This window comes from Photorhabdus sp. RW14-46 (assembly GCF_963887965.1).
GTDB lineage: Bacteria > Pseudomonadota > Gammaproteobacteria > Enterobacterales > Enterobacteriaceae > Photorhabdus > Photorhabdus laumondii.
Window position 1 is genome coordinate 1 of the sequence record NZ_CAWPHH010000090.1, and the last position, 1,796, is coordinate 1,796.

The 1,796-nt window shown below is 45.9% G+C and carries 2 protein-coding genes; both read right to left on the reverse strand.

The window, feature by feature from the left end:
* Window positions 1–277 precede the first annotated feature (277 nt).
* Window positions 278–628, reverse strand: a complete 351-nt coding sequence (locus AACQ38_RS23630; protein ID WP_165579231.1) for a hypothetical protein — start codon at window positions 626–628, stop codon at window positions 278–280.
* On the reverse strand, window positions 628–1,796 hold a 1,169-nt coding region (locus tag AACQ38_RS23635; RefSeq protein WP_242685685.1), incomplete at its 5' end, for a VENN motif pre-toxin domain-containing protein. The genes AACQ38_RS23635 and AACQ38_RS23630, both read right to left, overlap by 1 nt.

Sequence of the window (1,796 nt, forward strand, 5' to 3'; positions counted from 1 at the left end):
CCGATGATGTTGAGGTCATTCCCGGTTTGTAGGGTTACGCGGTCGCCGCTGAGCGTGGTGCTTTGTGCCCGGCGTTCATGCACCTCATCGTGGGTTTCGACGGAGGATTTGGAGAGTAAGCCTTTACTGGTCTGTTTGCTGTGTTCTACCAGGTTTAATGAAGTGGTACCCGCTTAAATGTGAGCAAACACTTGCTGTAATTCTTCATACAGAATTTCCCCCTACTTGTTGGGGGGCCAACTTTCGGGGGGCAGTTTAATTAAGCCGGGAGTTTTTGCTATCTAACTAATGTTCCCCATTTAACAGATATAAATGGTTTTAATCTAATTTCAACGTCAGTTCTTGTATCAGCAAAGACGATTTCAGTGTGTATATACTCTCCATCTATTTCATCTTTGATTTTAAAGCTGTTAACACCCTCACTGAGATATCCTGCTATTTTGTTTCCATTAAACTCTAAAATAGTCTGTATCCATCCTTCCAGAACATTAAAAGAGAATACTAAGTGGATTCCGTTGCAATCGGTAAATTCATACGCAAAACGTCTATCAGAATGATCTACCAATGTTGGTTCACTTTCAAAGAAGGAAAGTAAATCTAGCTCATCAGGATAGGATTCAATAAACATTATTTTTTTCCTTCTTTCGGGATTGTTGTAATAAATCGCCTGGTGCCATCAGGCATAATTTCAAATGAAGTTTCCAGTTTAGTTGCTTTACCTGATGGTCCGAACAACAAAGATTCCCTGACTTCATATTTACCGAATTTATCAGTATATACTTGCACTATATTACCCTGCGTTTTAGGTACTTTTGAGATGTGATCCATAAGGTATTGAGCGCCTTTCTCGTCTGTTGGAATACCTAAGCGCCTCATAGATTGTTCCATCTGAGTAGAGCGATCGGCATTATGTTTATTGCTGCTAACTCTTCCAAATATGTAGTTAATCTTATTTGGGTCAATAACCACATTGCTTTTTGCAGCTTGTTTATCAAGCATCGCAAATTGCTGTTTAGAACTGAGATCTGCTGAGTTCTTACTATTTTGCCCAAGCCTTTCCAGCGCTGCTTTCTCTGTATTAACAACCGCACCTGTGCTTCCCTTTGTTGTTGGCGATGATTTCGGCCCTTTGGCTCCCTCTATCACAATAGGTAGCGTCATCGCCATTGCAGCGGCGGTCTCCTGACTCATACCCATCGCCTCAAAGCGTTTTGTCCAGCCGAGTTCGCCTACCTTGCCTGTGGCCGCCTGACCTAACGTATTCACCGCAGACAGGTAATTTCTGAACCCAACCGGTAATGTGCCATCCCGGTCCATATTTTTGAGGGTACGTTCAAATACCGGCCACTGATCAACCAGATAACCATACTTTTGTGCACACTGGGTCGGGTTGCTGTTGCAGAAGTCCATCATTTCCTGCTGATTACGGATATTAGTCTCTACCATCTCCTTGATCACCTGCTTACAGCTTTCGCCTTCACAGGCGCGGGCTTGGTGCGCAAAACTGTCCAGCTCATTCACGCTCAGGAAGTTATTCTCAATCGCATTCTTCCCGGCCTGGGCCCCGGTGACGGCGCTGCCGGTGGAATCACCGGCAATGCCGCCGGCCAGCCCCGCCGCCAAAGTAGAAAGAGTGCTGATGGTCTGTTTTTCCTCTTCACTTAAGTCACTGACTTTAGCATTTTCGCCGTGAATATGCTTCATCAGTTCTCGGGCAGCCAGTTCACCGCCCGCCGCGCCTGCTGCACCCGCCAGCGCATTGTTGCCACTGACTTCGGCGGCCACTGCCCCCAGAA